Raw genomic sequence first — 26909 nt, 5'->3', positions numbered from 1 at the left:
ACTATTGCTGGGTATGCGAACTCGTGAGCAGCTTGATGCAGTAATTAAGGCCTATGACGTCCGTGGCGTGGTGGGCGAAGACATCGATGAAAACTTCGTGCGCGATACGGGCGCTGCGTTTGCCGCCATCTTGCGTGAGGAAGGCGAAAATACCGTGGCCGTCGGCCACGATATGCGTCCCTCCTCACCGTCTTTGGCGCGCGCCTTCGCTGAGGGTGTGACCTCGCAGGGCCTCAATGTGACCCTGTTGGGGCTGACCTCTACCGACGAGCTTTACTACGCCGCTGGTTCCCTGGAGTGCGCGGGCGCTATGTTTACCGCCTCCCACAACCCAGCCAAGTACAACGGAATTAAGCTCTGTCGTGCCGGCGCAGTGCCTGTGGGCCAGGAGACTGGTTTGGGGCAGATTAAGCAGATGCTTATTGAAGGCACCCCGGAGTACACCGGCACTGAAGGTGCGATTGCAGAGCAGGAGATTCTGGCTGGCTATGCGGACTTCCTACGCAAGCTGGTGCCGTTGGAGGATTCCAAGCCTCTCGTCGTGGCTGTAGATGCCGCCAATGGTATGGGTGGCCACACCGTGCCGGCTGTCTTCGATGGCCTGCCTTTCGAGGTTCGTGATTTGTACTTCGAACTTGACGGTACCTTCCCGAACCACGAGGCTAATCCGCTGGACCCGAAGAACCTGGTGGATCTGCAGAAGTTCACCGTGGAGCAGAAAGCTGATATTGGCTTGGCTTTTGATGGTGATGCGGACCGCTGCTTCGTCGTGGATGAAAAAGGCCAGCCTGTTTCCCCGTCTGCCATTTGCGCGTTGGTGGCAGGACGCTACTTGGATAAGTTCCCCGGCGCTACCATCATCCACAACTTGATTACCTCTAAGACCGTGCCGGAGCTCATCAAGGAAAAGGGCGGCACCCCAGTGCGCACCCGCGTGGGTCACTCCTTCATTAAGGCGCAGATGGCTGAGCACAAGGCCGCCTTCGGCGGTGAGCACTCCGCGCACTATTACTTCCAGGAGTTCTGGAATGCTGATTCCGGCATGCTTGCCGCTATGCACGTGCTGGCAGCGCTCGGACAGTCCGATAAGCCGCTAAGCGAGCTCATGGCAGAATACTCCCGCTATGAAGCCTCTGGTGAGATCAATTCCACCGTGGAGGATCAGAAAGCCGCTACCCAGGCAGTGCTGGATGAGCTGGCGGATAAAATTGAGTCCGTCGATGAGCTGGATGGTGTGACCGTCGAGCTCAAGGGAACCGAGGCATGGTTTAACGTACGTGCCTCCAATACGGAACCGCTGCTACGCCTCAACGTAGAGGCAAAGACCGCCGACGAAGTTCAGGCCATCGTCGACGAAGTCCTCGCCATCATCCGCCGTTAACCCTCGGCGCGCGAGTGGGAGACCATGTCCTCCCACTCCACGAACTTCTTGCGTTCGCGGCCCTCGCGTTCGCCCAGTGCGCGCTCGGCCGCGTCTAAACGCTGCCAGTCTTGCCACGTCAAGTATTCGATTCCCCGCTCGCTAAGGACCTCGGTGATATCTGCGTCGCTGGAAGGGGAGGGGAGGGTGCCGGAGGCGGCGTCGGCAAGCAGCATGCCAATTGTTTCCGTGGCATCGGATTTGGTATTGCCAATGAGCCCCACTGGCCCGCGCTTAATCCATCCGGTGGTGTACAGGCCCGGAACTACCTTGCCGGCCGCATCGATGACATGGCCGCCATCGTTATTGATGACGTTTTTGTCCTGGTTGAAGGGCACGCCATCGACCGCATCGGAGCGGTAGCCGGTGGCGAAATAGACCGCCTGTGCCGGCCATTCGGTGAACTTCCCGGTACCGTGCACGCTGCCATCCCCATTAAGGGCGGTGCGCTCGGTCTTAATCCCGCTGACTTTGCCGTCCTTACCCATGATCTCCACCGGCTGCTCAAAAAGGTGAATCTGCAGGGTGTGCGGTGCCTTTTTCGGATCTCGAATGGCGTACTGCTCGAGCACCTGGCACACCAAGTCAGTGGACTTGCTTTCTTGGCGCGCGGCCAGCGAAGCCTCGTCATAGTCAATGTCCTCCGGGGAAACCACGACATTAATGGACTCGGAATGGTCCAGCTCCTTGAGCTCCTGCGGGGTGAACTTGGCCTGCGCCGGGCCGCGGCGGCCGAAGACGCGCACGGTCTCGGCCTGGTTCTGGGCCAGGGAATCGTAGACATTATCGGGGATTTCGGTCACCTTGAGCTCGTCACCAGTCTTGGCCAGGATGCGGGAGACATCAAGGCCCACGTTACCCACGCCGATGACTGCGACCTCTGTGGCGGAAAGATCCCAATTGCGCTCGAAGCGCGGGTTGCCATCGTAGAAGCCCACGAACTCGCCGGCACCATGCACGCCGTCGAGGTCCGCGCCGGGGATATCGCGGTGGCGGTCGCCCACGGCGCCGGTGGCAAAGACCACGGCATCATAATGCTGCTGCAGCTCATCGACGGTGATATCCCGGCCGATGTGCACGTTGGTCAGCAGGCGAATCTGCTCCGTATCGAGTACGCGGTGGAGGGATTTAATGATGCCTTTAATGCGCGGATGGTCCGGTGCTACGCCGTAACGGATGAGGCCAAAGGGGGCGGGCATCTGCTCAATGAGGTCAATCTGTACCTCACCACCGGTCTTTTTTACCAAGATGTCGGAGGCATAGATGCCGGCTGGACCGGCACCGATCACGGCTACTTTTAAGGGCTGATTCATGTTGTGCGAAGGCCTTTCTCTTTCTCGCGGGGCTAGACCGCTGGGTTCATTTTCTTAGCTTTATCTTTCTGGCAATTGAACCGTCTGGTCTAGATTGCGGCAAGGCTAAGAATTAGTTTCTAAAATTATTCTGACTTTTGCACAGGTTATGGCGATTTTTTACTTGAAAATAAAAAAGACCGCTTTGTCTGTCTGATTTAGACGGGTAGGTTGTCTTTCAATACTTAGGAAAGGCAGGTTGAGATCTACACCATGACCACCGCGACTAATACCAAGCGCACTCCCCGCGCCAAGAAGCCCGAAGGCCAATGGAAGATTGACGGTACCAAGCCCCTCAATAACGATGAGGTAATTAAGCAGGAGGATGGTGGGCTTTCTGCCAAGCAGCGCGTCATCGATATCTATTCCAAGCAAGGATTTTCCTCGATCCCTTCTGATGACCTAGCTCCTCGGTTCAAGTGGTTGGGCCTTTATACCCAGCGCAACCAAAACTTGGGCGGTGAGATGACCGCTAAGCTTTCTAACGCTGAGCTGCAGGATGAGTACTTCATGATGCGCGTGCGCTTCGATGGTGGCCGCGCCGATCCCGCCAAGCTGCGCGCTGTGGGTGAGATCTCGCGTGATTATGCCCGCTCTACCGCGGACTTCACGGACCGCCAAAATATCCAGCTGCATTGGATTCGTATCGAGGATGTGCCCACCATCTGGGACAAGCTTGAGTCGGTGGGGCTGAGCACGCTTATGGGGTGCGGCGACGTGCCCCGCGTTATCCTGGGCTCGCCTGTCGCGGGCGTGGCAGAAGATGAAATTATTGACGCCACCCCGGCCATTGAAGAGATCAAAAATAACTATCTGCCGCGTGAGGAGTTCCATAACCTACCGCGCAAATTCAAAACCGCCATCTCTGGCAACTCCCGTCAGGACGTCACACACGAGATACAAGACGTCGCCTTCGTAGGCGTGAACCATCCAGAGTACGGCCCTGGATTCGATTGCTTTGTTGGCGGAGGCCTTTCTACTAACCCGATGCTCTCGCAGTCCCTCGGCGCCTGGGTTCCCCTAGAACGCGTGCCTGAGGTGTGGGCCGGTGTGGTCGGCATCTTCCGTGACTACGGCTTCCGCCGTAATCGAAACCGAGCCCGCCTGAAGTTCTTGGTGGCTAAGTGGGGCATTGAAAAGTTCCGCCAGGTGTTGGAAGAGGAATACCTAGATGAGCCGCTGCTGGATGGCGTCCCGTTGGAAGTCGAGCCCGGCTCTCGCGATCATCTTGGCGTGCACCGCCAAAAGGACGGCAAGTTCTACGTGGGCGTGAAGCCTACCGTGGGCCATGCCACCGGCGAACAGCTCATCGCTATCGCAGACGTGGCTGAGAAATTTGGGATTAGCCGTATTCGCACTACCCCGATGAAAGAGCTGCTTTTCCTCGACGTCGATGAAGAGGACATCCCGAGCCTATCCCGTGCGCTCGACGAGACCGGACTGTATTCCCAGCCATCCGAGTTTCGCCGTGGCGTCATTTCCTGCACCGGGCTGGAGTTTTGCAAGCTCGCGCACGTGACCACCAAGGCCCGCGCCATCGAGTTGGTGGACATCCTGGAAGACACCCTGGGTGATCTGGATGTGCCGATTTCCATCGCGCTTAACGGCTGCCCCAACGCCTGTGCGCGTTCACAGGTAGCAGACATTGGCCTGAAGGGGCAGATCGTCACTGATTCCGAGGGCAACCGCGTCGAGGGTTTCCAGGTCCATCTAGGCGGCGCCCTTGGCCTGTCTCCGGACTGGGGCCGCAAGCTGCGTGGCCACAAGGTCGTGGCCGATGAGGTGCCCGAGTACGTCATCCGCTTGGTCAACAAATACAAGGAGCAGCGCGAGGAAGGTGAGCAGTTCCGCCACTGGGTTTTGCGCGCAGCTGAGGAGGACTTGCAGTGAATTTTCGCCGCCAGCCCAATCCCAACCGCAACCATCCCAGCTTCTGCCCATATTGCGCCGGAACCGACCTCTTTCCGGATGAGGAAGACGACTTTGCCTGGAAATGCCAGGAATGCTTGCGGATTTTCTCCGTGCGTTTCCACGGCCAGGACGATGCCCCGGTAGTCCCTGCACCGGCCGTGTCCTCCAACGAAGCACTGAAGCGCTCGCTTGCCCGCCGCGGCCATACCACGGCGCTAAAGGCTTAAGGATGCCCCATGCCCGCACTCATTACCCTGTCTCACGGTTCACGGCATCCGGGTGCTGCGGCCGGAATTGAGCGTTTGACCCAGGCCACGGGCCTGCGTCCAGCTCGCGCGGCGCACCTGGAATTCAACGAGCCTGACCTCACCGCGGCCGCGCTCGAGCTTGCCCAGGTGGGGGAAACCGAGGCAATTGTGGTTCCCCTGCTTTTCACCCAGGGGTATCACCAGCGCGTTGATGTTCCGCGCGCGCTTGCCGCAGCCTCCCAGGCCTCACACTTGTCCCTCTACCTCGCCGCAGGCCTCGGCACTGGCGAGGACCTCGCCCATGTGCTCGCCTCACGTACCCGGCCTGGCGACGCCCACGTGGTCATCTATTCCGTTGGTTCCTCCGATTCAGCGGCGAATGATGCCATCCGTGAGCTCGCCCACCGCACCTTCGCGCTCACCGGCGTACCCGTGACGGTGGAATTTGCTACCCGCGGTGGCCGCGAGGGGATCGTGCGCCTGTGCCGCGAGCATGCGGACCCTAAGCGGGTGCGCGTCATACCGCTCTTTGTCACCGAGGGGCTGCTCCTAGACCGCTTGGCGGGTGTTCCCGCGACCGTTGAGCACCCGCTCGGCACTGATATTTCAGGCCTCGTCGCAGACCGTTTTCATCATGCACGCCGCGGTGCAAAGGAGGTATTCGCGCCATGCTAACTCTCATTCTCATCGCCCTCGCCGGTGCGGCCGCCAACCTCGTGGACGGTGGCATCGGCATGGGGTTCGGCGTCACGTCTACCACGATGCTGCTCCTTGCCGGCCTAGGTCCCGCGCAGGCCTCTGCCGTCGTGCACACCGCTGAGCTTGGCACCACTGCCATTTCCGGTTTGAGCCACGCACGCTTCGGCAACGTGGACTGGAAGACGGTGGTCCGCCTTGGCGTCCCCGGCGGTATTGCCGCGTTTGTGGGGGCCACGTTGCTTTCGAATATTTCCACTGCCGCTGCTGCACCGGTGACCGCACTCATCCTGGTAGGCATTGGTGCTAACCTCATCTGGCGGTTCTCCCAACCGCGCCGCCGCGGTTCCGCCTACAAGCGCTCGCATTCCACTCCGTTTCTCGCCGGCCTTGGCCTGGTGGGCGGATTTGTCGATTCTACCGGTGGCGGTGGCTGGGGTCCCGTGTCGACCTCCACGCTTATGGCCATTGGTCGGGAGCAGCCGCGCCGCATTGTGGGCACGGTCAACGCCGCCGAATTCCTCGTGACCTTGGGTGCCACCGCGGGCTTTATCGTCGGCCTCTGGCACGACATCGTCGGCAACCTTGCCGCCGTTATCGCGCTTCTCATCGGCGGCGCCATCACTGCTCCGATCGCTGCGTGGCTCATCTCCCGTATCAACCCAGTCCTGCTTGGTGGATTGGTGGGCACGGCCATCGTAGGGCTTAATATCAGCAAGGTTATCGGTGGCGCCGAGACCTACTTTGGCTGGTCAGTGCCATCAGCAGTTACCTCGATAGTCATCGCCGTCGTGGTCGCTGCTGGTGCGGCCGCAACAGTTCGTGGCACGCTGCGCACTACGCGTGCCCGTGCAGCGGAATTGGAAGCAGAAAACGCTGAGGAAGCCGCCCACGCGGACTTTCATGCCCCGGATTACCCAGAGCGTGTCGCCGCCGCCCATCACTTCCACGGTTCGCGCAGGTCAGGTGTCACCATCGTGCAGGATAAGGCGCCCGAAAGCCCCGCCTCGGACCGAATGTAGCGCATCGACTGCGGCCTTTGGCCAGGCAATAGACCAAGGTTTGGCTGCAGTAGGCGGAACGCGGCCGAAAGTGGGGTTAGGGCTTATGCGAGTCTTGCTACCCTGAACCCGCTAGAGGCCGGCCACCTCGCCGATGACATAGACCGCCGGCGAGGAGATATCGTGCTCTGTTATCGTCTGCGCCAGTGTGGCCAAGGTGCAGCGGTAAGCGCGCTCGGTAGAAAGCGTGCCTTCTTGGATGATGGCGCAGGGGGTGGAAGGGGAGAGGGAGGCTGCAATAAGCGTGCTAGCAATCGCCGGTGCATTCTTAACCCCCATAATGACCGCCAGCGTGGCGCCAGAACGGGCGAGAGCTTCCCAGTCCACCAAGGATTTCTCGTGGCCGGGTGGTAGATGCCCGGAAACCACCGTGAAGCCGTGGACGATGCCGCGCTGAGTTACCGGAACGCCAACGGCTGCGGGAACGGAAATAGCTGAAGTTACGCCCGGTATGACCGTGGTGGGAATCGAAGCTTCCGCCAGCGCTTGAACTTCCTCAAATCCGCGCCCAAAGACGAAGGGATCGCCTCCCTTAAGGCGGGCTACCTTGCGGCCAGAGCGGGCATGAGTGATGAGTAACTCGTTGATCTTTTCCTGCGAGATTGACTTCTTATAGGGGAGTTTAGAGACGTCAATGAGCTCTTTGGAAGAAATATCACACAGCCTATCGAGCTGCGCTGTAGGTCCCAGGTGATCGGCGAGAATAACCTCTGCATCCTGCAAGGCGCGCATGCCGCGTACAGTAATGAGGTCCCACGCGCCGGGGCCGCCGCCAATGAGGGTCACGGGATGGATCTGTGCGGAAGTCATGGGACTCCATCTTAGTGGGTGCCCGACTATGCTTAAGCCACATGGATACCGGTAATTATGATGCCGAAACCGTGCGCTTTTTTGATGTCGCGCACGAAGGCGCTCAAATCCGCCTATTGGCCGGAGAAGTGGAGCTTTGGAGCGAGGCGCTCCGCGGGCTTAATCCTCGCTCGCTGGTCATAATCCCCACCGATGCGATTGCCAGGGAAGCCGCCCACTTGGGTGTCGGCCTTGCAGAGCCGCTGCGAATCCCGCTCGTCGTCACCGAATCGCTCCCGCGTTACGTGGGAGCATTGGACGTGGTTGTTGTCGTAGGCGAGACCGGCGAATGCGATTGGGCTTCGCGCGCATTAATTGCCGCCAGCCAGCGCGGCGCCACCACCGTTTTGATTGGCCCGGCCAAGGGCCCGCTCGTGGAGGACTGCCCGGACGATACCCTCATCGCCCCCTGCCTACCTACGGCAGAGGGCAGTTCGCCTGCCCGCAACATCGCCGCACTGCATGCTCTGTGCTGCCTGCTCTACCAGGACCCGACCGCGGTGAAAGAGATCCTGGAGGATCTTGCTGCAGCCGTGGACCGCGAACTCGCGCAGCTTTCCCCTGAGCGCGATGCCACTACCAATCCGGGCCGCCAACTGCGCGAATTTATCGAAGGCGCCCGCATCATCCACTCCTGCGTGCTCGACCCTTATTCCTTTTCTGAGCGGCGTGAGCACGTGCAGATCGACGCCCTCGTCGCTCGTATGGCTGCGACCATCTGGGCGGTGCATGGCCTGCCGAGCGCTTTCGTGGACCCTGCGGAATTGCGACGCGCACTCGACCGAGATTCCGATAGCTCCCGAGCAAATGATCTCTTCTTTGACCCCTTCATTGATGGCGATGGCACTACGGATGCTTTGGTACCCTTGAAGGTGATTTTCTGGGGGCAGGAAGAGGCGAACCTGCCCAACTCGCTTGCAGTCCGCAGCATTGACCCGGAACCGGGCCTCGGGCATCTTGCCCGCTCACTGCAGCTTATTACGCGGAGTTTCTCCGCGACCGCCTACGAGATTTCTAAAGGATAGAAACACATGCAGCTGTTGCACAGCGCCACCCGCAACTATTCCTGGGGCTCGCGTACCCTCATCCCACACCTGCAGGGTCAGCCCGATTCAGAAAAGCCCGTCGCAGAGCTGTGGTTCGGCGCCCACCCCGGAGACCCGTCTACGGTGGATGACCGCCTTCTCAATGAGGTCATTGCGGAGGATCCAGCAGGGCAGCTAGGCAGCCGCGTTTCCGCCGAGTACGGTGAGCGCCTGCCTTTCCTCCTCAAGGTGCTAGCGGCCGAGGAGCCGCTATCCCTACAGGCGCACCCGTCGAAGGAGCAGGCAGAGGAAGGTTTTGCCCGCGAGAATGCCGCTGGGATTGAACTCACCGCACCCAACCGCAACTACAAGGACGATAACCACAAGCCCGAGCTTATCGTTGCGCTCACGGATTTCTATGCCATGGCTGGCTTCCGCCCGCTGGCGCGCACTCGCGAGCTTTTTGCTGCCTTGGAGTGCCCCGAGCTGGATCATTACGTTGCCATGCTGGACGAGGACCCCTCGGTAACCACCGAGTCCGCCAACCTTCGCGTTCTCTTTACCACGTGGATTACCATCCCGTCCGCCAAGCGCAAGGAACTCATCGCCGCCATAGTCTCCGCTGGTGAGCGCCTTATTGCCGCGGACCCGGCCGATTGGAAGTCCCGTGTAATGTCCACGGTGCTGGAACTCAACCAGCGTTACCCGGGCGATATCGGTGTATTGGGTGCACTGTTGCTTAACCACATCGAACTTTCTCCCGGCGAGGCCGTCTACCTAGATGCGGGCCAGCTGCACGCCTATGTCTCCGGCCTTGGCGTAGAGATTATGGCCAACTCCGATAACGTTTTGCGCGGCGGCCTTACCCCCAAGTTCGTTGACGTTCCCGAACTAGTCAAGGTTCTCACCTACGCGGCTGCCGATGAACCGCGTGTTCAACAGCAGGATAAGTCCGCTCAGAATAATGTGCACGACGCCGCCGCATGGTCTTACCCGGTCCCGATTGAAGAATTCCTGCTAGACCGTGTAGAGCTTAGCGGAGCATCTTCTGTGGATTTTGATTACGATGGCCCGACCATCGCCCTGTGTACCGCAGGCTCCGTTACCTTTACTGATGCCGCCGGCAAGACCCTCACCGTGACCCCCGGCCAAGCCGTCTGGTTGCCTGCCTCTGAGGGGCGAGTCACCGCCACTGCGGCATCCGACGCCGCCGACCTCTTCGTCGCCCGCGCTTAGCCCGCCTGCGCTTGGCTCGCCTGCGCACCAGCGCGCTTTGCCGAACCCCTCTCCGCCGGGGCTCAGGCGAGGCGTGGAGCTTCATTTCAGGCGCGCTGCCGCAGCTTTCGTCGCTGCGCGAGTGCCTCACATGGCTGTTTCTTTTACAGCTCTAATGGTCCGGCGTATACAAAAGCACGTTTCCTCGAAATTCGCGTTCAGAATCGAGGAAACGTGCTTTTTGTATTCAGCTAATAGAGCAGTGGGCTGTGGATTAGCGTGAAGGGGCTGCCTTGCGCGGCGCCTGCTTGGTCGGCACGAAATCGGTCGGCTCTTGGTTCTGCTCGGCAGAAGGCTGCTCTGCGGCGGCTTGATCGTCGCGTGGTACTTCTGCCTCTGCGACCTCTTGCTGCTTGTTTTCGGTTAGTTGTCCCCGGTCCGGGTTGGGCTTGTTCTCACCAGTGGTTGTGCCCGTCCCATTTTGCTCCGAAGGCTGCGTCGGGGAAGGCTGCGGAGCGGACGGGGCAGTGGTGGTTTGCGGAGCGGTGCCGCCATTGCCGCCGTTGTTGCCCTGGTTGCCCTGTGGGGAACCGGTAGCCTGCGAGCCGTTTTGATTGCTTGGGTAATCAGGCGTCGGGCGCAGAACGCCTTGGCCGGTGTCTTGTTCACCCTGGATGCTGCCCATACCCTGCGAGGAGGCTCCTTGTGGGGAAATATTCTCCGGACGATAAACCTTGGTGGGCTGGGTAGCCGCCTGCGGGTGCATGACCGCATTGGGGGCTAGATACGGATCACTGTTATGCGGCTGGTGGTGCTTCGAATCGCCGGACGAAGCTGTAGAGCTTGTCGCATGTGCAGAGCGCTTGTTTGAAGGCGAATGGTCCGTGGGAGAAGTGGTGGTCTCCTCGGCCGCAGTGTGCGTCGGGGAGACGGAGGTGGTCCCGGACTGATCCGCGGCATTGGAATAGTTAGCGCTCGGCGAGCTCATGCGCCAGACTGTGAATCCGACGACGGCCGCGGCTATCAGTCCGGCCACAATGAACACGTAGACGCGGCGCGAATCTGGCTTCATCGTGGCTGTCCTTTCTGTGAGGTGGGCTGATTTAACCCCATAGGAGGTGGCGGTATAGCACCCCGGTAACAAGTTGGTAACGAGACTATCATGTTTAGGAAACATTGCTACGGCGTTGTGATTCTGTGATATGCCAACAAAACGCCAGTTCGCGGATGTAGGATGCCCTGCAAACCTTTTCATTGCGTGCTTTCTTTAGCTGGGAAAGCGTGTATAAATGGCGCTGAAAGCACCGAAGGAGTCAAAAAGTGAGTACTTGGGACGAAGATATTTTCAGCACGGACCTCAACGTCGATTTCTTGGAAGAAATGGCAAACCTCGATGAAGAAGGGGTAATTCGCGCCGTTGAGGATGCCTGCGAAGTAGCACATAGCAAGCCGCAGCTCAGTGAAGAAGAGGAACAGAACGCGCAAGCAGCAGCCACCATCGCTGCCATTTGGGCTGGCGCGCCCTTCAGTGCGGGCGAGGTTGTTGAAGACTACCCCTATATTAGGGAGCTGGTGGGGTCTGGCAGCGAAACCTTGACGGAAAATGCCCTCGAGGTACTAGAAAATGTCGAGGAAGAATATGACCTCGAAGCGTTTATAGAGGCCCTGTCCTAAGCCATACCTACTGCCCGCAGCAGTGGCCTCATGCCAGACAAAATAGAAGGGAAGGTACCCCACACCTATGCTTATCAGCATCGAAGGCATCGACGGTGCCGGTAAGAATACGCTGGTCTCCACAATCAGGGAGTCGTTGGATCGACCCGTGGAGGTCATCGCCTTCCCGCGCTATGCAGAATCGATTCACGCCCAGCTCGCCCAAAAGGCGCTCTACGGAAAAATGGGTGACCTGACAGATTCGGCATATGCCATGGCAACTCTTTTTGCCTTGGATCGTTACGGCGTAAAAGACCAATTGCAGCGAGCTAAGGGTACGGACGCCGTGGTGCTATTGGATCGGTATGTGGCTTCCAATGCGGCATATTCGGCGGCGCGACTCGAAGACGATGCCGTCATGGACTGGGTGCATGATCTGGAATTTGGCACTTTAGGCCTGCCGCAAGCGGATCTGCAGGTTTATCTGGATACTGCGGTAGAAGTGGCGTCGGAAAGAGCGCAGGCAAGAGCCCAAGCAGATGCCAACCGGGAGCGTGACCGCTACGAGCGCGATGGCGGATTGCAGGAACGCACCGCCGCGGCCTACCAGCGCCTAGCAGATGCGGGCTGGGGTGGACGCTGGATTGTCACCGCCGATGCGGATACTATAATTTCAGCGATAAAAGACCTTGTAGGAGAATAAAACGTGGCGCCCAAGATTTTGGTAGTCGATGACGATCCGGCTATCTCGGAGATGCTGACCATTGTGCTCGAGTCTGAGGGACTTAAGCCCATTCCGGTCATGGACGGCAATGACGCCGTGCCCGCCTTTGAGCAACACGAGCCGGACCTCATTCTGCTGGACCTTATGCTGCCGGGCATGAACGGCGTGGATATCTGCCGCGCCATTCGCCGTGAATCCTCCGTACCCATCGTTATGCTGACCGCCAAGACGGATACGGTCGATGTGGTGCTAGGCCTTGAATCCGGCGCGGATGATTACATCACCAAGCCATTTAAACCCAAGGAACTCATCGCCCGCATTCGCGCGCGCTTGCGCCGCACCGATTCCGCGGAGTCTGAAATTTTGGAAGTAGCGGACCTCATCATTGACGTGCCGGAGCATACCGTGCGCCGCACGGATGGTACCGAACTGAACTTGACTCCTTTGGAATTTGATCTGCTGCTGGAGATGGCGCGCCGCCCTGGCCAGGTGCATACGCGTGAGTCGCTGCTGGAGTCCGTATGGGGCTACCGCAATGCCTCTGATACGCGCTTGGTTAATGTCCACGTGCAGCGCCTACGCGCCAAGATCGAGCATGATCCGGAGGATCCGCAGATTGTGCTGACCGTGCGTGGCGTGGGGTATAAGACCGGTAAGCCCGGCGCCGGGGAGTAAGAACCATCGGCATCATTGAACGTTTAAGGCGTATTCGAGACGCCTTCATTACAACGTGGCGTACCTCTTTGCAGGCGCGCGTCATTGGCATGATTTTGGTCGCCTCCTCGGTGGTCATGATCATCTTGGCCTACGCGTTGGTTTCTGTGCTGACTCAGCGCTTGGTTAGCCAAAAGGAAGACGTGGCGCAGCAGGAGCTGGAGCGTGCCCGCACGGCCGTGGAACAGCAGATTGATGCCACCAGTTCCGCCAATTCGGTGCAGGTACGCATCAATTCTGCACGTGCGGCACTGGGCCAGCTCTCTGCCCAGCAGGGCGATGCCCAGGCGGTTTATGAACCGGTCATCGTGGTGGAAAACCAGGATGGCTCGGTTATTACCTCGCCAGAAGGTTTCCCCGTGCCGGATCAGTTGCGGGAGATGGTGGATCAAGGTCAGATTGCGCAGCAGTATTTCCCGGCTCCGCGGGAAAACGGTGAGTATTACAACGCCCTGCTGGTAGGAACACCTACCGATACCGATATCCCGCATACTCAGGTCTACTTGGCACTGTCCATGGAGTCGGAAGAATCCACCATGGCATTGATGCGAGGCCTGCTTTCGGCGGCCGGTGTGGTCGTCGTGGTGCTGTTGGTGGGCATTGCCTGGCTGGCCACCCAGCAGGTTATTACGCCGATTCGTTCGGCTTCGCGCATTGCACAGCGCTTGGCGGCTGGTCATTTGAAGGAACGCATGGCCGTCGATAGTGACGATGAGATGGGCCGCCTGGCCGCGTCCTTCAATAACATGGCCGATAAGCTTTCTTCCCAGATTGCGCAGCTGGAGGAATACGGCGATTTGCAGCGGCAGTTTACTTCCGACGTCTCCCATGAGCTGCGTACCCCATTGACCACCGTGCGCATGGCCGCGGACATGATTGAGGCCGAAAGCGATAGCTTGCCGCACGGCGCCCAGCGAGCTTCCCGCCTGATGTCAAGCGAGCTCGATCGTTTCGAGGAATTGCTCGCGGACCTGCTAGAGATTTCTCGCCACGATGCCGGCGTGGCGGACCTGTCTACCGCCGCCATTGATCTGCGCTCCTGCGTGGAGTCCGCCTATGAGCAAGTCGAACATTTGGCTCGCGAGCTCAACGTAGAGGTCCAGCTCAACCTGCCGGATGAGCGCATCGCCGTCGAAGCCGATTCACGCCGCCTTGAGCGCATCTTGCGCAATCTTTTGGCCAATGCCATCGACCATTCGGAAGGCAATCCGGTAGCGGTGGATGTCGCCACCACGGAAACCGCGGTGGGCGTTACCGTTACAGACCATGGCGTGGGCTTGAAACCGGGCCAGGAAGAGCTGGTATTTAACCGCTTTTGGCGCGCGGATTCCTCCCGCAAGCGCCACTCCGGTGGCACCGGCCTGGGGCTGGCTATCGCCCGCGAGGACGCCGTCCTGCACGGCGGCACGCTGGATGCCACCGGCTACGAGGGCTTTGGCTCGCGCTTCCGCCTCATTATCCCGCGCACCCCGAATGCCGAGGTGGGAGAAGAACCCATCTCTGTGGAGATCCCTGGCGCACCCGTAAACAACCCTGCGGAAGGCGGCTCGTTGCCGGAATCGACCCCAGATGCCGGAGTTGAACTTCCAGAAGCGCAGGACTCTAGCACCGATAATCCGGGTGTCGAACCCGCCTCTGCTACGCCTGCCATTGCATCCGGGATGAGCTCACCGCGCGTCGAAAAGAGCGATAAGACTACCACTGGCCAGGCGGAGGGGGATGGCATCCTATGGCCCTCGGAACGAGAGCTCAACCGTGGTGCGGCCGCCCCAGATAGGCGCGCCTATAAGGCCCCGGACTTTGAGGGGAGGAGGAAGTGAGCGTGTTCAGCAGCAACTATTGCAAAACCGCGGTCTTTAGTACCGCAGCGGTCGTGCTTTTTGTCAGCGGTTGTTCCACTCTGCCGAGTGACACCGGGCCGCAGGTGGTAGGGACCTACCAGCGACAGGAAGACAGTCCTGGGGAAGTTATTGCACCGCAACCGGGCGATGACCCGGATCTGACGTTGCGAGATTTCTATCAGGCTTCGGCCGTGCCCGGAAATGATCACGAAGTCGCCCGTGGTTTTCTTACGGATACTGCCCGTGGTGCATGGGACGCCAGCGGCGATGTGATGGTGGTCGATAGCCTGGATATCGTTACTGCGCCCGCCAATAAACAAAGCTCGAAAGATAATGAACGCGCCTTTACAGTACGTGGCACTATTATCGGCCGCCTGAAATCCGGTGGCGCGTATGTCCCGGAAAATGAGGGCTATGAGGCAGTCATCTACATGAAGATGCAAGACGATAGGTGGCGCGTCGATGGCCTGCCGGCCGGAGTGGTGATGGAGCGCAATGAAATGCGCAACCACTACGCCCCGCAATCGCTGTACTTCTATAAGCAGAGTAACGATGTGCTGGTTCCGGATCGTCGCTGGTTGTATAAGGGGGGCGAAGAATCGGAGTCGACGCTTATCACGTTGTTGATGGAGGGGCCTTCGGCCAGCATTGCCCCTGCCACCCGCCGTGCGGCGGGGGAGAATGTTACCTATGCCGGCTATGACCGCGAGCAAGGCTACCAATTCGAAGGCCTAGTGGACTTGGACGCCCACGACCGCACTCTCTTTGCCGCCCAACTGGTGTGGACGCTTAGCAAAGCCGGCCATACCGGTCCCTTTAAGGTCAAGGCCGATGGCGGTGACCTGGTGGAAGGTATGGATAGCTTGAGCGTGGATGACTTTGCGGACTATAACCCGGAAGAAAGCAGCACCGCGTTGTCTAAGCTCTACGCCCTTAATGAGGGCAACCTGCTGGAGGTAGACGATGGCGTGGCCGAGCCCGTTCAATCCACCTTGGGCAGTAGCGGAGACGTGCAGTCCGTGGGTGTGGCCGATAGCGGCCTCGTTGCGGCCGTGCGCCGCAAATCCAATAATGATTTCTCCCTGCAGATAGGCGAGCTCGATGGCCAGCTGCAGGATGCGGTGGATGGTCCCACGCTGGCACGGCCGACCTTTGAATACAACGGGCAAGCCGCGTGGACTGTGGTTGACGGAGATCGCATCGTGCGCGTGGTGCGCTCCAAGACCACGGGCCGCATCTCCAAATCCGAGGTGGATGCCCGCAGCATTGACGATATTGAGGGCGAAATCTCCGTCATCCGCTTGTCCCATAGCGGTGCCCGCGTGGCCATGGTTATCGATGGGCACGTGTATATCGCGGCGGTTGCCCAATCCAGCAGTGGGGATAAGCGCATCGTCAACGCCCGCGAGGTCGGCCCAGAAGTTTCCGGTTCGGCGCTATCGTTGGACTGGAATATGGATGGCTCGCTCATCGTTGGTACCTCCTCGAGCCAGTCACCCGTCTGGCGCATCGAGCAGGATGGTTCCTCGGCTTCGACCATGCCTACCGGTAATATCACCGCCCCCGTGGTGGCTGTAGCTTCCTCGCCCACCAAGCTTTTCATCACTGATTCTCACGCCATGCTTGAGCTACCTTCCACCGTGATGGATGAGACCAACTGGCGTGAGGTCTCTGGGCTGCAGGGCCGGCGTTCTTCCCCTATCGTTTCTAACTAGCCGTCGGAAGGCTTGTGCGGCTAGGGGGGAGGCAACACGATGAGCTTGGGGGAGCTTATTTTTCCGCGCGCGTGTGCTGGATGCGGCGCGCCGGGCGAGGTGTTGTGTGAACACTGCCGCGAGCACTTGCGGCACCCGCCCTACTTGGTAGCACGGCCCCGGCTGCTGGGGGCGCCCGTGTATGCCCTTGGCTCTTATTCCGATATTCGCCGCCGCATCATCATTGGCATGAAGGAGCGCGGCAACCAGCCGGTTCGCGAGTATGTCGGGGCCGTCTTTGCAGCTGGGCTGGCCTATCTGAGTGCCCGTGGTGATATCCCGCGCGAGTTCACCCTTGTTCCTGCGCCTACCCGTCCGCGCTCGGCGCGGGCGCGCGGGGGAGACCCTGTGGCCGCTGTGTGCCATACAGCGGCGCAGCTGCAGCGCGTGGGCGTGTGCGCGGCTCTTTCCATGGGGCAGTCCACCGCGGATCAGTCCGAGCTTAACGCGCAGGATAGGTGGGCTAACCTGCAGGGGCGAGTCCGCGTTCATGCTCCCATTGCTCGCGCCCCTGCGCTGCTTGCCGACGACGTCGTTACCACCGGCGCCACCCTAGCCGCGAGCATTGCTGCCCTGCAGGCCGCGGGCGTAGAAGTATGTGGAGCATTGGTCTTTGCGGATGCCTAGATAAAGGCGGTATCTACCCTCGAGGTAGGGGAGCGGGAAAAAATTTCGCCCTGTCAGGTCATAACCAGTGATACCATGAGGAGTGTCACAGAGAGATAGCTACTGTGATTGAATCCAGTCCCCACTACTCAAGGGAGGCATTTCAATGTCCCAGCCAAACAAAGCTCAGGTAACGATTACGGGCCGTAATGTCGAGGTCCCTGATCACTTTCAAGAGCGAGTCAATGACAAGCTGGCCAAGATTGAACGCCTTGACCCCACCCTGACCTTCTTCCACGTGGAGCTGCAGCACGAGCCGAACCCGCGCCGCGATTCTGAAGCGGATCGCATCCAGATCACCGCTACGGGTAAGGGACACATCGCCCGTGCCGAAGCAAAGGAAGATTCTTTCTACGCTGCGCTCGAGACCGCCTTGGGCAAGATGGAGCGCTCCCTGCGCAAGGTGAAGGTGCGCCGCGAAAACGTCAAGAGCGGTCACCGCGCGCAAAAGGGCACCGGAGAGATTGCCGCTGAGATGGTGGCACAGGCTGAGGCACAGCGCGCCAAGGAAGAGCGCTACGTTGACCCTTATGCTGAGACCGTCGAGGATGTTCGTCCCGGCCAGATTGTGCGCACCAAGGAGCACCCGGCTACCCCGATGAGCGTGGATGATGCCTTGAGCGAGATGGAGCTGGTTGGCCACGACTTCTTCCTCTTCGTTAACGAGGAGAATAATAAGCCCTCCGTGGTTTATCGCCGCCACGCCTTCGACTATGGCCTTATCTCCCTGGCTGAAGACGCGGAGGCCTAAAGCGCTCGCACTTTCCTGAGGTAATGACCCCGCTGCATAACTGCAGCGGGGTCGAATTCGTATCAAGGGAAATGGTGTCTTGGTGGGGGGGAGGTTCGACGTCGGCAAGCGGCTTTAAAGGCTTAGATATGCCAGATGAAGGTTGCGCGCATGCCCTATGCGCTAGGCGGAAGGTGCTTTGTGAATGCGAGTGAGTACAATAGCGACGAGTTAACTTTATTGTCGCGACTAGAAGGACTAACTAACCGTGTTTGGACTTTCCAAGCTGCTGCGCGCGGGCGAGGGCCGTACGGTCAAGCGCCTGGGCAAAATGGCAGACGACGTAATTGCCCTTGAGGATAAGTACGCGGAGCTTTCGGACGAAGAACTTAAGGCAAAGACCGATGAGTTCAAAACTCGTCTTAAAGACGGCGAAGAGATGAATGACATCTTGCTCGAGGCATTTGCCACCGTCCGCGAGGCTGCCTGGCGCGTCCTCGATCAAAAGCACTACCGCGTGCAGATCATGGGTGGCGCGGCCCTGCACTTCGGCAACGTTGCCGAGATGCGCACCGGTGAGGGCAAGACCCTGACCTCACTCCTGCCTGCCTACCTTAATGCGCTTGAGGGCAAGGGCGTCCACATCGTGACCGTCAATGATTACTTGGCAAAGCGCGACGCGGAGATGATGGGCCGTGTCCACCGCTGGCTCGGCCTGTCCGTAGGCGTCATCCTGTCTGAGATGCGCCCACCAGAGCGCAAGGCTGCCTACGATTGCGACATTACTTACGGCACCAATAACGAGCTAGGTTTTGACTACCTGCGCGATAACATGGTGCGCTCCCTCAATGAAGTGGTGCAGCGCGGTCACAACTTCTGCATCGTGGATGAGGTTGACTCGATTCTTATCGATGAAGCCCGAACCCCGCTTATCATCTCCGGCCCAGTAGACGGTTCCTCCCAGTTCTACAGTGTCTTCGCCCAGCTGACACCGCGCATGCGCGAAGGCATCCACTACGAGGTAGACCACAAAAAGCGCACCATCGGTGTGCTGGAAGAGGGCGTGGAATACGTAGAGGATCAGCTCGGCATCGATAACCTCTACGCCCCGGAGCACTCCCAGCTGGTGTCCTACCTGAACAACGCCTTGAAGGCCAAGGAGCTTTTCACCCGCGATAAGGACTATATCGTCCGCAATGGTGAAGTCATGATCGTCGACAGCTTCACCGGCCGCGTGCTGGCCGGCCGCCGCTACAACGAAGGCATGCACCAGGCCATCGAGGCCAAGGAGCAGGTAGAGATCAAGAACGAGAACCAGACGCTGGCTACCGTTACCCTGCAAAACTACTTCCGCCTCTATGAGAAGATCTCCGGCATGACCGGTACGGCAGAGACCGAAGCCGCCGAGCTGCATTCCATCTATGGCCTGGACGTAGTGCCGATTCCTACCAATAAGCCAAATCAGCGTGCGGACCACTCTGACCGCATTTACAAGACGCAGGAAGCCAAGTTCGCCGCCGTGGTGGACGATATTGCTGAGCACGTCGAGGCCGGTCAGCCAGTACTGGTAGGTACCACCTCTGTGGAGCGCTCCGAGTACCTGTCCCAGCTGCTATCCAAGCGGGGAATCAAGCACAACGTGCTCAACGCTAAGCACCACGAGGAAGAGGGCCAGATCATCGCCCGTGCCGGCCGTCCTGGCACCGTAACCGTGGCTACCAACATGGCCGGCCGTGGTACGGATATCGTGCTTGGTGGTAACCCCGAGGTCATCCTCGATGAGAAGCTGCGTGAGCGCGGCCTAGATCCATTCGAGGATGAGGAAAAGTACCAGGAGGCCTGGGAGGCAGAGATCGATGCCGAAAAGGAACACTCCAAGAAGTTGGGTGACCAGGTCCGCGAGGCCGGTGGACTCTACGTGCTGGGTACTGAGCGCCACGAGTCGCGCCGCATTGATAACCAGCTGCGTGGTCGTACTGGCCGCCAGGGTGACCCGGGTGAGACTCGCTTCTACCTGTCCATGCGCGATGAGTTGATGGTGCGCTTCGTGGGACAGTCCATGGAGAACATGATGAATCGCCTCAATGTGCCGGACGATGTTCCAATCGAAGCCAAGATGGTCTCCAACTCCATTAAGGGCGCCCAGGCGCAGGTGGAGAACCAGAACTTTGAGATGCGTAAGAACGTTCTCAAGTACGACGAGGTGCTTAACGAGCAGCGCAAGGTGGTCTACGCTACCCGCCACGATATCCTCGATGCCGGCGATATTCAGGACAATATCCGCGGCATGATTGATGACACCGTTTCCGCTTATGTCGCCGGCGCTACCGCCACCGGCTACGTGGAGGATTGGGACCTAGATGCGCTGTGGAACGCATTGGATTCCCTGTACGGTCCCACCATTCCCCACGAGGAACTGGTCGAAGGCTCCGAGTATGGTTCCCCAGGCGAGCTTTCCGCTGAGCAGCTTCGCGACGCTTTGGTAGAAGACGCCAATAACGAATATGACAAGCTCGAGGAATCTGTAACCGCAATTGGCGGCGAGCAGCAGATGCGCAATACCGAGCGCATGGTCATCCTGCCGATTATTGACCAAAAGTGGCGTGAGCACCTCTATGAGATGGACTACCTCAAGGAGGGCATTGGCCTGCGCGCGATGGCGCAGCGCGATCCGCTGGTGGAGTACCAGAAGGAGGGCGGCGAGATGTTCAATGCGATGAACGAAGGCGTCAAGGAAGAGACCGTCCGCCAGCTCTTTATGCTGCGCAAGCAGTTCAAGCAGCAGGAAGAGGAACAGGCCGGTGAGTCTTCGACCGCTGCGAACAACAACGGTGGGGATACCGTAGAGGCCTAAAACCCGGTGTTCTTTCTCAAACTCCGCCCCGCACCCACTCTTAAAAGTGAGAGCGGGGCGGGTTTCTTTTTAGGGAAAAATGAGTAGAATATAAGAATCTTGTCCAATCTGCTTTTTTCCTGTGAGGAACTCCACTGACGATGCGTCGCCGTTCTTTGCGTCTAGGAATTACGACGCTTCTGTCTGCTACCTTGCTTGGTGGCGCCACCCCAGCCGTGGCGTATGAGATGCAGCGCGACTCTGCGTCTTCTCTGCGCATCATCTTGGACTCGGGCGAAAAACTAGAACAGGACAACGCGGCAGCGGCCATTTTGGCTATCGCTACCCAGCGTAAGGAAGCGTTGGTGGCAGATGGAATTTTGTCGCAGGAGAAAGCGGATGCTGCCTTTGACCATTATTTTGGCGCATCCCGGCTCAATACTGCGCGCGCCGATGGCAATATCTATGCCACACCGCTCGATTTCCCGTGGGAGCCCGAAGCGCGTCCACAATCGCGGGAAGGCAAGCAGTTCACCGAAGCTGCCGTGCTGGATTACCTTGACGTGCTGGGTGCCAACTATGCCCAGGCGGTGATTCGCGCCGAGCTGGGTGAATTCACTAAGGATCTGCCGCAGTCCACTGCAGGCAATGCAGAGTCTTCTCCGCGGCCACAGAGGCCCGCCACCGGGGATACAGGCTCCGCCTTCCCGGATGAGTTCTCGGATTGCGCGTCAGCGCTGCGCGATATCGTCACTATCACCAAGCAGGTCAATGCTCCCTTGGAAAAGGCCGCAGCAACCCACCGTGGTGTGAATACCGTACTCGCGGATGGCACTGCTGATGATAATTCCGGGCTATCCGTCCTGGAAGGTGGTCTGCTGACTACCGGTATTGCGGCGCTAGCAAGCGCTGCCGGAATTGGATGGTCCGCACTGAACTGGTCCGATATTCTTTCTCAACTCGGCCAGTTCATTTCCTAGGCGGTGAGGTCCGTTCGCATAGCTTAGAGCAAGCGGAACGAGGTTAATCCCGTGTGACTGGCTGATCCTGTAAAAGCATGCTGCTGTTGACCTATATAAACAGAGCCGAAATACTCTCCGTTTGAGCGCGCGTGCAGGCTTGTCAATTGCAATCTGTCCGTGGTGTAGGGGCTGGAGCGTTGGCGCACCCACGAGCCAATATGCAGCCGGATTGCGTCCGAATAGCGCGCGGAATTGAGGTGAGCTAGCGGCCGATAGCCGGCAGCAACCTCGAGTGCGAAGATTACCCAGCCTTGGATGCGGTGTTGGGCGGCGACCTCCGCGGACGTCGGCAAGCGGCCGTAGCGCACGCGATGAGGCGCGAGGAAGAGTTTGAGGTGTGAGTAGCCAGGGATGGGCTCGTACATGATGGGGAAGTAGTGCTCCTGAATAAGGGCAGGAGGCGGACGCGTGATAATTGTCTCATGCCCGGCTCGCGGCCGCCATTTCTGAGGGTTTCCTGAAAGGGGTGGCCGCGAATGCGCGCGCGGTTCGCTATACTCTCGGGGAGTTAAAGAGAAAATCGTAACCAAAGGATTTAAGTACATGCGTGGTCTGATCGTTGACTATGTCGGCGTCCTCGACGGCACCGAAGAAGATAACCGTCGCTGGAAGGCGCTGCTGGCCGCCGCCAAGGCAAATGGCGCGGCAACCGCCATCCTCTCCAATGACCCGGGCGGTCCAGGCGCGGAGCACATTCGCGAGTGGGAGTACCGCGGAAACGTAGATGCAGTTATTCTCTCTGGTGAGGTTGGGGCGGAAAAGCCAGAGGTCGCTGCATTTCAGGCGGCCGCAGATGCCCTAGAGCTTCCGCTCAATGATTGCGTCATGGTTGATGATTCTATTCTCAACGTCCGCGCCGCCGTGGAAACCGGCATGGTGGGCTTTTTGTACACCAGCTTTGATCGCGTTTCCGTAGAAATCCAGGCTGTCTTCGATATTGAAGGTGAGTTTTAGTGGCTAAAGCCCGCGTCTACATTCCCGCAACCTACGCCATGCTGGCGGAATTGGAAGAAACCGGTTCCCTTTCTGCGCGCTCCGGCTGGGGTTTCATGGTGACACCAGCGCTGCAGGATTTCTATACCGAGGGCGATGAAGAAGAGATTGCCTACTCGGCATTCCTCGAGGCATCTATGGCCTCTATGCGCCTTCTGGCCATCGGCGATGAAGAAAAGTTCCCGCATCGCCGCGTGGTCATCTCCGTGGACTTGGATGATTCTGTCATCACCCCGCGACCGGATATGGGCGAGCCGGTGGTAGAACTCCAGCCGGCGCAATTCAGCAAAGACGATCTAGCGGCCATCCACGTGGATATTGCGGAATCCGAAGAAACCACCGCGAAGGCCATCGAGGCTATTGACACCGCGGACCTTGGCGATGAGGACGCGGAGCTGGCCGTGGGAGATGCGCTGGATAAGTTTATGGCCTTTTATCACCCCAGCGAACTGCCTTTCCTCGTAGAATTGCTCTAAAACTGAAGGAGAAAACATGACTCAGCGTTTCAAGAACCTGGCTGCAGCTACCGTTACCGCAGGCGTAGCCCTCATTTCCGCGCCAGCCGCTCTGGCGGCCGATACCACCCCGGCCGCAGATGCCGCTGCCGATGCCGTGCCCACCACCCCGTGGCTAGCGCTGCTAGAGACCTCGTCCCAGGGCACTTGGGGCCAGATCCTGGATGTGGTCTTTGGCATCGTAGATGTCCTGCTAGGCGTGATGGCCGATACTGGCTTCCACCTTTAATTTTCCCAGTCCACGTTGGTGCGCAGGGCCTCGAGCAGGCCGCGCACCGCGTCGCGCCGCCGCGCACTGGCGGTATCCGGGGGGATAAGCGCAGGGTCATCCAGCCCGCATTCTGGGTCCGCAGGCGGGCCCATATGCGTACAACCACGGGGGCAATCCTCGACGGCGGCCGCAAGATCTTCAAAGACACCGAGCACGTCATCAGCATCCACGTGTGCGAGGCCGAAGGAACGAATGCCGGGGGTATCGATAATCCAGCCGGCAGAGTATGCATCATCGGCGGGGAGGGGAAGCGCTACCGATTGGGTAGAGGTATGCCTGCCTTTGCCTACGCCCGATACTTCCCCCGTCTCCCTATCCGCATCCGGAACCAGGCGGTTGACCAGGGTGGATTTGCCCACGCCGGAGTGGCCGATGAGCGCGGTGACGTGGCCATCGATGTGCTGGCGCACGGACTCGAGGCCGTCTTCGACGCCGGCTTTCACCACCGTGACATCAAGATCAGCAAACTCGGCCGCGAACGGCTCAGGATCCGTGAGATCTGTTTTAGTCAGGCACAAGATCGGGTGGATATTGCCCACGAAGGCGGCGATGAGGGCCCGCTCGACAAACCCGGAACGCGGTGGTGGATCGGCCACGGCGGTGACGATGAGCATCTGGTCCGCATTCGCCACCACGATGCGCTCATAGGGGTCGGTGTCATCGGCGGTGCGCCGAAGGACGGAGGTGCGCTCTTCCAGCTTCACTATGCGCGCTAAGGTGTCCTTCTTGCCGGAAGTATCGCCCACGACACCTACGCGGTCGCCCACCTCGATGGCGGTGCGGCCGAGTTCGCGGGCGCGCATGGCGGTGACCCGTGGGCCGTCATCTAGCGCGACGCCCCAGCGCCCACGGTCTTTGGTGATGACCATGCCGAACTTGGCATTTTTATGTTTGGGACGATCCTTGGTGCGCGGCCGCGAACCCTTGCCAGGGCGCACGCGCACGTCGGATTCATCAAAGGAACCGAAACGCCTAGCCATTGCTCTCCTGTTGTTCGGGGTCCAGCATCGTCTCCCACATGCGGTCGAAGCCGGGAAGGGTCTTCGCCGTGGTAGAAATATCTTCGATCTCTATGCCCGGCACCTTCAGACCGAGGATGGCACCAGCGGTGGCCATGCGGTGGTCCGCATAGCACGGCCACTCGCCGCCGTGGAGAGGGGCGGGGTCGATGCGCAGGCCGTCGGCAAGCTCGGTGACCTTGCCACCCAGGGCGTTGATATTGGTTGCCAGCGCCTTGAGGCGGTCGGTCTCGTGGCCGCGCAGGTGGGCAATGCCGGTGAGCGTGGAGGGGGTTTCTGCCAGGGCACACAGCGCCGCGACGGTAGGGGTGAGCTCACCAATGTCACCCATGTTGCGCTCGATGCCCTGCAGCGCGCCGCCCTTGGCGCCCTTTGCGGTGACGAAGCCCGGCTCTTGGGTGACCATAACACCCATATCCACCAAGATATGGCGAATAGCGTCACCCGGCTGGGTGGTATTGGCGGGCCAGCGCTTAATGGTCACGCGGCCGCCGGTGACAGCAGCGGCGGCAAGGAAAGGCGTGGCATTGGACAAATCCGGCTCGATGGCCCACTCCCGGCCGGCGATCGGGCCAGGGTGCACGGTCCACGTATTCTCGCCGGAATCTACGCGCACGCCGGCTTGCCGTAGCATGCCCACGGTCATTTCCACGTGCGGCAAAGAGGGCAACGGAGCGCCCTCATGGGTTAGGGTGATGCCCTCATTAAAACGTGCGCCGGCTAGCAGCAGTCCGGAGACGAACTGCGATGACCCAGAGGCATCGATGGTGACCTCGCCGCCTTCTGGCACCCCGTGCGAGCGCACGGTAAAGGGCAGGCTATCGCCGTCCACCTCTACGCCAAGCTGGCGCAGCGCATCGAGGGTGGTGGACATGGGCCGGGCGTAGGCCTGCTCGTCGCCGTCGACAAGCACGGCACCATCAGCCAAGGCCGCAACCGGCGGGATAAAGCGCATCACCGTGCCTGCTAGGCCGCAATCTACCGTTGCGCCCTTGAGCGGGCCTGGGGTGACGTGGATGTCCTCGCCGTCGTGCTCGAAGCGCACGCCCATAGACTCCAACGCCTTTTCCATCAGCTGCGAATCCCGCGAGACCAGCGGAGCGCGCAGGGTAGAGGGGCCATCGGCCAACGCGGCCAAGATGAAGGCGCGGTTGGTAATAGACTTCGAGCCCGGCACGTGCTGGGCCCACGTAATGGGGCCTGCCGCTTGCGGGGCGGACCATGGTTGAGACATATCGTCCATAATAGAGGGCATGTGCGGAAGATTCGTTCTTTTTACCGAGTCCCTCCTTGATGAGGTGGGAGAGCTGCCCGGAGTCACCGAGGTACATGCCCCGCAAGGAACCCCAGGGCCCCGCTACAATATTGCGCCTACCCAGCCGGTGGCCATCGTGCGCGTGCGCGAAAGCCTTGCTCAAGTCGATCCTGCGCGGTGGGCGCTATTGCCGCACTGGAAGAAAGATCTTGAGGGCCCGCCGCTGTTTAATGCGCGGGCGGAGACCGTGGCCTCCAAGCCTTCTTTCCGGCACGCTTTTAAGGGACAGCGCTGCCTCATCCCGATGAATGGTTACTACGAGTGGCGCCAGGAAGAGGGCGGCAAACAGCCCTACTTCGTGCGCGCGGAGGAAGGCCTGTTGTGGGCCGCAGGCCTCTGGGACACCGGCTTAGACCGCCTGTCCGCCACGATCATTACCACTGCAGCCACGGAAGAAATGGAGTGGCTGCACCACCGCCTGCCGCGCTTTTTGGCGGCCGAGGAAATGCGCACCTGGCTAGAGGGCAGCCCCGAGGAGGCCGCCGAGCTGCTCTTGCCGACGCCCCTGCGGGGCTTCCGCACCCACCCCGCCGACAAGGCCGTGGGCACTGTATCCAACGACTATCCAGAGCTACTCGGCGAGTAGATCGGCAAAGCTGGCGTCACACAGCTGCGCGAGGTCCTCCGCATTGAGTTCGATATCTAGCCCGCGGCGCCCGCCAGAGATGAAGACGGTATCGAAAAGGATGGCGGTTTCCTCGATAATGGTGGGCAGTGGATTCTTCTGTCCTAGGGGAGAGATGCCGCCGGGAATATAACCGGAAGACTTGGTCGCATCGTGCGGGTCCGCCATAGCGGCCTTGGAAACATTGTGTGCGACTGCGGCTTTTTTCAAGCTCAGGTGGTGGGTAGTAGGGATAACGCACACCGCTAATTTTCGCCTGGGTCCCTTGCCCGCCGTTAAATCGATGACCAGGGTTTTGAGTACGCGCTCCGGCTCTACGTCTAGAGCTGCGGCGGCGTGATCACCGAAGTGATCGGTGCCCGCCTCAAAGGTGTATACGTGGTGCTCGATACCGGCGTCTTCTACAACTTTGAGCGCTGGGGTGGCTGCATGCGGGGACTTTTTAGACATGACTGGG

The 26909-nt window shown here is 59.7% G+C and carries 26 protein-coding genes; 20 read left to right on the top strand and 6 right to left on the bottom strand.

What is annotated here, in order from left to right; translation table 11 throughout:
• The first annotated feature begins 13 nt into the window (after nucleotides 1-13).
• Nucleotides 14-1381 (top strand): phosphomannomutase/phosphoglucomutase, encoded by a 1368-nt coding sequence (locus tag MHK04_RS09295; RefSeq protein WP_239208505.1) that lies wholly within the window; start codon nucleotides 14-16, stop codon nucleotides 1379-1381.
• Here MHK04_RS09295 and MHK04_RS09290 read toward each other — a convergent pair.
• Nucleotides 1378-2733 (bottom strand): FAD-dependent oxidoreductase, encoded by a 1356-nt coding sequence (locus tag MHK04_RS09290; RefSeq protein ID WP_239208507.1) that lies wholly within the window; start codon nucleotides 2731-2733, stop codon nucleotides 1378-1380. The genes MHK04_RS09295 and MHK04_RS09290 overlap by 4 nt on opposite strands.
• Nucleotides 2734-2985: 252 nt before the next feature.
• On the opposite strand from MHK04_RS09290, the gene MHK04_RS09285 reads away from it, so the two are divergent.
• From MHK04_RS09285 to MHK04_RS09270, 4 genes are read left to right on the top strand one after another with little or no spacing between them, the layout of a single operon-like run.
• On the top strand, nucleotides 2986-4662 hold the full coding sequence (locus MHK04_RS09285; protein ID WP_200288083.1) for a nitrite/sulfite reductase: 1677 nt from the start codon (nucleotides 2986-2988) through the stop codon (nucleotides 4660-4662).
• A complete protein-coding gene (locus MHK04_RS09280; RefSeq protein WP_200288081.1) occupies nucleotides 4659-4910 on the top strand; it encodes a hypothetical protein in 252 nt (83 codons plus the stop codon). The genes MHK04_RS09285 and MHK04_RS09280 overlap by 4 nt, the downstream gene beginning before the upstream one ends.
• Before the next feature lie 9 nt (nucleotides 4911-4919).
• On the top strand, nucleotides 4920-5606 hold the full coding sequence (locus tag MHK04_RS09275) for a sirohydrochlorin chelatase (protein ID WP_200288079.1): 687 nt from the start codon (nucleotides 4920-4922) through the stop codon (nucleotides 5604-5606).
• Entirely contained in the window at nucleotides 5600-6649 is a 1050-nt protein-coding gene (locus tag MHK04_RS09270; protein WP_023020768.1) for a sulfite exporter TauE/SafE family protein, read from the top strand. Before MHK04_RS09275 ends, MHK04_RS09270 begins: the two co-directional genes overlap by 7 nt.
• Nucleotides 6650-6760: 111 nt before the next feature.
• Here the strand turns inward: MHK04_RS09270 and cobA are convergent, their stop codons facing one another.
• The gene (cobA, locus tag MHK04_RS09265) at nucleotides 6761-7498 is read right to left on the bottom strand and encodes a uroporphyrinogen-III C-methyltransferase (protein WP_023020769.1); all 738 of its coding nucleotides are present in this window, start codon (nucleotides 7496-7498) and stop codon (nucleotides 6761-6763) included.
• A 41-nt stretch (nucleotides 7499-7539) separates the two neighbouring features.
• Here cobA and MHK04_RS09260 point away from each other — a divergent pair, with 41 nt between their 5' ends.
• Both MHK04_RS09260 and manA read left to right on the top strand, forming a co-directional pair.
• Nucleotides 7540-8562, top strand: coding sequence for an exopolyphosphatase (locus MHK04_RS09260; RefSeq protein WP_239205936.1), 1023 nt, complete (start codon nucleotides 7540-7542; stop codon nucleotides 8560-8562).
• A gap of 6 nt (nucleotides 8563-8568) precedes the next feature.
• Nucleotides 8569-9798, top strand: coding sequence for a mannose-6-phosphate isomerase, class I (manA, locus tag MHK04_RS09255; protein WP_023020771.1), 1230 nt, complete (start codon nucleotides 8569-8571; stop codon nucleotides 9796-9798).
• Nucleotides 9799-10051: 253 nt separating this feature from the next.
• Here the strand turns inward: manA and MHK04_RS09250 are convergent, their stop codons facing one another.
• Nucleotides 10052-10849, bottom strand: coding sequence for a hypothetical protein (locus MHK04_RS09250; RefSeq protein ID WP_200288073.1), 798 nt, complete (start codon nucleotides 10847-10849; stop codon nucleotides 10052-10054).
• A 248-nt stretch (nucleotides 10850-11097) separates the two neighbouring features.
• Between MHK04_RS09250 and MHK04_RS09245 the strand changes: the two genes are divergently transcribed.
• The 12 genes from MHK04_RS09245 (at nucleotide 11098) to MHK04_RS09190 (ending at nucleotide 23451) form a co-directional block, all read left to right on the top strand.
• Nucleotides 11098-11451 carry a DUF4259 domain-containing protein gene (locus MHK04_RS09245; protein WP_023020773.1) on the top strand — a complete coding sequence of 118 codons (354 nt, stop codon included), beginning with the start codon at nucleotides 11098-11100 and terminating at the stop codon, nucleotides 11449-11451.
• Between the two features lie 67 nt (nucleotides 11452-11518).
• Nucleotides 11519-12133 (top strand): dTMP kinase, encoded by a 615-nt coding sequence (locus MHK04_RS09240; protein ID WP_023020774.1) that lies wholly within the window; start codon nucleotides 11519-11521, stop codon nucleotides 12131-12133.
• A gap of 3 nt (nucleotides 12134-12136) precedes the next feature.
• The gene (mtrA, locus tag MHK04_RS09235; protein WP_023027822.1) at nucleotides 12137-12829 is read left to right on the top strand and encodes an MtrAB system response regulator MtrA; all 693 of its coding nucleotides are present in this window, start codon (nucleotides 12137-12139) and stop codon (nucleotides 12827-12829) included.
• A 68-nt stretch (nucleotides 12830-12897) separates the two neighbouring features.
• Complete coding sequence (mtrB, locus tag MHK04_RS09230) at nucleotides 12898-14688, top strand: MtrAB system histidine kinase MtrB (protein WP_275434412.1); 1791 nt, start codon at nucleotides 12898-12900, stop codon at nucleotides 14686-14688.
• Nucleotides 14689-14690: 2 nt separating this feature from the next.
• Complete coding sequence (lpqB, locus tag MHK04_RS09225) at nucleotides 14691-16424, top strand: MtrAB system accessory lipoprotein LpqB (RefSeq protein WP_239208509.1); 1734 nt, start codon at nucleotides 14691-14693, stop codon at nucleotides 16422-16424.
• 177 nt (nucleotides 16425-16601) lie between these two features.
• The gene (locus MHK04_RS09220) at nucleotides 16602-17090 is read left to right on the top strand and encodes a ComF family protein (protein ID WP_232212580.1); all 489 of its coding nucleotides are present in this window, start codon (nucleotides 16602-16604) and stop codon (nucleotides 17088-17090) included.
• Between the two features lie 145 nt (nucleotides 17091-17235).
• Entirely contained in the window at nucleotides 17236-17880 is a 645-nt protein-coding gene (gene hpf, locus MHK04_RS09215; RefSeq protein WP_023020779.1) for a ribosome hibernation-promoting factor, HPF/YfiA family, read from the top strand.
• Between the two features lie 247 nt (nucleotides 17881-18127).
• Complete coding sequence (gene secA / locus MHK04_RS09210) at nucleotides 18128-20713, top strand: preprotein translocase subunit SecA (protein WP_200288067.1); 2586 nt, start codon at nucleotides 18128-18130, stop codon at nucleotides 20711-20713.
• A 140-nt stretch (nucleotides 20714-20853) separates the two neighbouring features.
• Nucleotides 20854-21672 carry a hypothetical protein gene (locus MHK04_RS09205; protein ID WP_239208511.1) on the top strand — a complete coding sequence of 273 codons (819 nt, stop codon included), beginning with the start codon at nucleotides 20854-20856 and terminating at the stop codon, nucleotides 21670-21672.
• Between the two features lie 585 nt (nucleotides 21673-22257).
• Nucleotides 22258-22668: an HAD-IA family hydrolase gene (locus tag MHK04_RS09200; protein WP_023020783.1), complete on the top strand. Its 411-nt coding sequence runs from the start codon at nucleotides 22258-22260 to the stop codon at nucleotides 22666-22668.
• Nucleotides 22668-23183, top strand: a complete 516-nt coding sequence (locus tag MHK04_RS09195) for a DUF6912 family protein (protein WP_023020784.1) — start codon at nucleotides 22668-22670, stop codon at nucleotides 23181-23183. The genes MHK04_RS09200 and MHK04_RS09195 overlap by 1 nt, the downstream gene beginning before the upstream one ends.
• 16 nt (nucleotides 23184-23199) lie before the next feature.
• Entirely contained in the window at nucleotides 23200-23451 is a 252-nt protein-coding gene (locus tag MHK04_RS09190) for a hypothetical protein (protein WP_023020785.1), read from the top strand.
• Here the strand turns inward: MHK04_RS09190 and rsgA are convergent.
• Nucleotides 23448-24473 (bottom strand): ribosome small subunit-dependent GTPase A, encoded by a 1026-nt coding sequence (rsgA, locus tag MHK04_RS09185; RefSeq protein WP_023020786.1) that lies wholly within the window; start codon nucleotides 24471-24473, stop codon nucleotides 23448-23450. The genes MHK04_RS09190 and rsgA overlap by 4 nt on opposite strands.
• Entirely contained in the window at nucleotides 24466-25767 is a 1302-nt protein-coding gene (gene aroA / locus MHK04_RS09180) for a 3-phosphoshikimate 1-carboxyvinyltransferase (protein WP_239208513.1), read from the bottom strand. Before aroA ends, rsgA begins: the two co-directional genes overlap by 8 nt.
• Here aroA and MHK04_RS09175 point away from each other — a divergent pair.
• A complete protein-coding gene (locus tag MHK04_RS09175) occupies nucleotides 25766-26413 on the top strand; it encodes an SOS response-associated peptidase (RefSeq protein ID WP_239208515.1) in 648 nt (215 codons plus the stop codon). The two genes, aroA and MHK04_RS09175, sit on opposite strands and share 2 nt — an antisense overlap.
• Here the strand turns inward: MHK04_RS09175 and ybaK are convergent.
• On the bottom strand, nucleotides 26399-26902 hold the full coding sequence (gene ybaK / locus MHK04_RS09170; RefSeq protein WP_239208517.1) for a Cys-tRNA(Pro) deacylase: 504 nt from the start codon (nucleotides 26900-26902) through the stop codon (nucleotides 26399-26401). The two genes, MHK04_RS09175 and ybaK, sit on opposite strands and share 15 nt — an antisense overlap.
• Between the last annotated feature and the right edge of the window lie 7 nt (nucleotides 26903-26909).

The sequence above is a fragment of the Corynebacterium nasorum genome, assembly GCF_022345765.1.
Taxonomy (GTDB): domain Bacteria; phylum Actinomycetota; class Actinomycetes; order Mycobacteriales; family Mycobacteriaceae; genus Corynebacterium; species Corynebacterium kefirresidentii.
The sequence above is the reverse complement of the archived record's forward strand: the minus strand, read 5'-3'. Positions and strand labels throughout refer to the sequence as shown.